Source organism: Streptomyces sp. NPDC057253 (assembly GCF_042669125.1).
Taxonomy (GTDB): domain Bacteria; phylum Actinomycetota; class Actinomycetes; order Streptomycetales; family Streptomycetaceae; genus Streptomyces.
This window is the reverse complement of sequence record NZ_JBHUXV010000273.1, coordinates 1-3,626: the sequence shown is the minus strand read 5'-3', so window position 1 is coordinate 3,626 and position 3,626 is coordinate 1. Positions and strand designations below refer to the sequence as shown.

The 3,626-nt window shown below is 71.8% G+C and carries 3 protein-coding genes; 2 read left to right on the top strand and 1 reads right to left on the bottom strand.

Translation table 11 applies throughout. The annotated features are described in order from the left end of the window. Positions 1–52 precede the first annotated feature (52 nt). Positions 53–2,071, bottom strand: a complete 2,019-nt coding sequence (locus ACFULQ_RS48785; RefSeq protein ID WP_383558221.1) for an NPCBM/NEW2 domain-containing protein — start codon at positions 2,069–2,071, stop codon at positions 53–55. Positions 2,072–2,214: 143 nt separating this feature from the next. Here ACFULQ_RS48785 and ACFULQ_RS48780 point away from each other — a divergent pair, with 143 nt between their 5' ends. Both ACFULQ_RS48780 and ACFULQ_RS48775 read left to right on the top strand, forming a co-directional pair. After that, the gene (locus tag ACFULQ_RS48780) at positions 2,215–2,415 is read left to right on the top strand and encodes a hypothetical protein (RefSeq protein ID WP_383558218.1); all 201 of its coding nucleotides are present in this window, start codon (positions 2,215–2,217) and stop codon (positions 2,413–2,415) included. A gap of 144 nt (positions 2,416–2,559) precedes the next feature. Then, positions 2,560–3,600: an NUDIX domain-containing protein gene (locus tag ACFULQ_RS48775; protein WP_383558215.1), complete on the top strand. Its 1,041-nt coding sequence runs from the start codon at positions 2,560–2,562 to the stop codon at positions 3,598–3,600. Positions 3,601–3,626: the final 26 nt, after the last annotated feature.

Genomic DNA, 3,626 nt, shown 5'->3' with positions numbered 1-3,626 from the left:
CGTTCGCCCGGCGGCCGGGTCCCGTGACGGGGGACCCGGCCGCCGAGCACGCTCAGCAGCTCAACCGCGCGTCGCCCCAGTCCGCGTGGTCCGAGTCGATGCCGTCCCCGCCGTCGGTGACGACGAGGCGGATCAGCCGCGCGCCGGTGACGTCCGCGGTGAGGGACTCGGCCGCCATGGCGTTGGTCAGCACGCCCGTGGACGCCGCCTTGGTCCCGTCCGCCCACACCTCGAAGGCCACCGTGCCCTTCGCGCCCTTCTCGTCGTCGACGCCGACCTGCGCGGTGACCGTCTCGCAGGCCGCGCCCGTGTAGTACTCGACGGAACTCTCCGCGTGGACGCCGAGACCCCGGGCGTACACCACTCCGCCGATGGTGATCGGATGACCGTCGCCCGCGGCGCTCTCCCCGTTGCTGGTGTTGCGCTCGACGGGACCGTAGCCGTTGGCGGCCGACAACCACGGAAGGTCACCGAGCCCGGAGGTGCCCGAGGGCGGCGGCACCACCACGGTCGCCGCGAACGGCAGGGTGTTCTCGGCCCGCACGCCGGCCGGTGAGCGGTAACTCGCCCTGAGCGTCAGGTCGTACGACCCCGGCGGCGTCCCCTGCGGCGCGGTGACCGTCCATCTGGTGCGCAGCGAGCGACCCGTGGACAGGGTCTTGGCGGTGGTCGGCGAGGCGGCCTTCACGGTCCAGCCCGCGGGGCCGGAGAGCCGTACCGAAACCTGCCGGGCCGGGGTGCGGCCCAGGTCGGTGACCGTCGTGGTCAGCCCGGCCGGTGCGGCCGCCTCGACCAACGGGCTGCCGTCCAGGCCGAGTTCGACTGCGGGCGGGTGCTGCTGCCACCGGCGGTCGGCGGACACCCGTACGAGCACCGTGCCGTGCGCCGGGACGGTCGCCGAGATCGTGCCCGCGGTGTTGCGGCTCTCGTGCTTCCACAGGTCGCGCAGGGTGTACGCGCCGGCGGCGGGCAGGCCGACGGCCGCCGCGGTGGTGGCGATGCGCTGGGGGCTGCTCGACTCGTTGAACAGGGCCACCGTACGGCTGCCGTCCTTCATCTCCTTGGCGACGACCCAGCGGCCGCCCCCGGACGAGACCACGGCGCCCTGCTTGCCCAGCGGGTCCTGGTCGACGGCGACGACCTCCTTGTTGCCGAGGATCTCGAAGGTCTCGTCGGAGGCCGAGCGCAGGTCGCTGCCGATGAGCAGCGGGGCGGCCATGACGGACCACATCGAGAAGTGCGAGCGGTACTCGGTGTCGGTCATGCCGCCGTTGCCGACCTCCAGCATGTCGGGGTCGTTCCAGTGACCGGGGCCCGCGTGGGGCGCGAGGGGCAGGTTCTGCTTGAGGATCGACAGCATCGAGCCCCAGCTGTCGCTGATGTCGCCGGTGGTCCGCCACAGGTGTCCGACGTCGGCGGCCCACTCCCAGGGCTTGTTCTCGCCCCACTCGCAGATGCTGTAGACGATGGGCCGGCCGGTCGCCTTCAGGGCGTCGCGCATGGTCGTGTAGCGCTGCCGGGCGTCCACGCCCTGGTTGTTGCAGTTGTCGTACTTGAGGTAGTCGACGCCCCAGTCGGCGAACTGCCGCGCGTCGCTGTACTCGTGGCCCAGCGCGCCCGGGAAGCCGGCGCTGTTGCAGGTCTTCGTCCCGGCGCTGGTGTAGATGCCGAGCTTGAGGCCCTTGGAGTGCACGTAGTCGGCGACGGCCTTGATGCCGTTCGGGAAGCGGGCCGGGTCCGGGACCAGCTTGCCGTCGGCGTCCCGGGCCGGCAGGGCCCAGCAGTCGTCGAGGTTGACGTACTGGTAGCCGGCGTCCTTGAGGCCCTTGGCGACGAAGATGTCCGCGATCCCCTTGACCATGGACTCGTTGAACTCGGCCCGGCAGTGGGTGGAGTTCCAGTTGTTGAAGCCCATGGGCGGGGTCAGGGCGAGGCCGTCGGCCAGGGCGGGTGCCTCGGGGGCCTGCTCGTCCGCGACGGCGGCGGGGGCCGCCGCGGGCAGCGCGAACAGCAGCACGGTCAGTGCGGCGACCACTCTTCGGCGGGTTGTGCGGGTGTGAAGGTGACGCATTGTGACGTTCCTCCGAACCAGCAGAAGGTGTCATGACGACATGTACGCGTCATTCGGTGTGCGTTAAAGGTAGGACGTGTTCGACTGTGATGGAAGGGAGGGGGCGAGCGTGACCCATCGCGGGCGGCCGCGTTGATCAGGCCATGAAGAAGCGCAGCATGCTCGCCATCGCCTCCCTCGCCACCGGCTTCGTCGTCGCGGCCATCACCCCCTCGCACGCCGTGAGCGGCGCCCTGGGCGACCTGGACCTCGACAAGACGCTCACCGCCCTCGACCCGCAGCACACCATCGCCGACGCCAGCCTGGACGGTGTCGAGGACAGCGCGCTGGGGAAGAACGGCTGAGGGGACCGACCCCCGCGAGGCCATGGCGCCGGAGCCCTCGGACGAGGGTCCCGGCGCCGTTTCGTGCGCCCTCAACTGCGGCTGGTTTCCGTGGCAGGGTGGAACGGGCAAGCCACAGGGGGCCAAACAGAAGAGGGGGAGTCCGTGATCGTCTGGATCAACGGCGCGTTCGGTGCGGGGAAGACCACCGCCGCACGGGAACTGATCGAACTGATCCCGAACAGCACGCTCTTCGACCCCGAGGACATCGGCGCAGCGGTCGTGCACCTGCTGCCGCCCAAGCACCTCGCCGAGGTCGGCGACTTCCAGGACCTGCCGATCTGGCGACGTCTGGTGATCGACACGGCGGCCGCGATGCTCGCCGAGCTCGGCGGGACCCTCGTGGTCCCCATGACCCTGCTGCGCCAGGAGTACCGCGACGAGATCTTCGGCGGCCTCGCCGCCCGCCGGATCAGTGTCCGGCATCTGCTCCTCGCCCCGGCGGAAACGATCCTGCGCGAACGAATAGCCGAGCGGGGAGCCACGCCGAGCCTGCCGCGCGGTGCAGCGGGGCAGGGGCACTGGGCGTACGACCACATCGAGCCCTACCGGGCCGCCCTCGCCTCCTGGCTCACCGCCGACGCCCATCTGATCGACACCAGCGCGCTCACCCCGTACGAGACGGCCGTCCGGATCGCCGAGGATCTCGGCGCCGGGACCGTGCCCGCGTGCGACATCGTGCAGACCCCGGAGCCCACCGCCGAGACCGTGGCCGCCGGGGTCCTCCTCTTCGACGAGCAGGACCGGGTGCTGCTCGTCGACCCCACCTACAAGGCCGGCTGGGAGTTCCCCGGCGGTGTCGTCGAACCCGGCGAGGCGCCCGCGCGCGCCGGGGTGCGCGAGGTCGCCGAGGAGACCGGCATCCGGCTGGACGACGTACCCCGTCTCCTGGTCGTCGACTGGGAACCGCCCGCGCCTCCCGGCTACGGCGGACTGCGTCTGCTCTTCGACGGCGGGCGGCTCGACGCCGGCGAGGCGCGCCAGGTGCTGCTGCCCGGCCCCGAGCTGCGTGGCTGGTGCTTCGCCAGTGAGGAGGAGGCCGCCGAACTGCTGCCGCCGGTGCGCTACGAGCGGTTGCGGTGGGCGCTCAGGGCCCGGGAACGCGGGGCGGCGCTGTACCTGGAGGCAGGGGTGCCAATCGGTTGAGGTCCCCGCGAAGCGCCCGTCGGCAC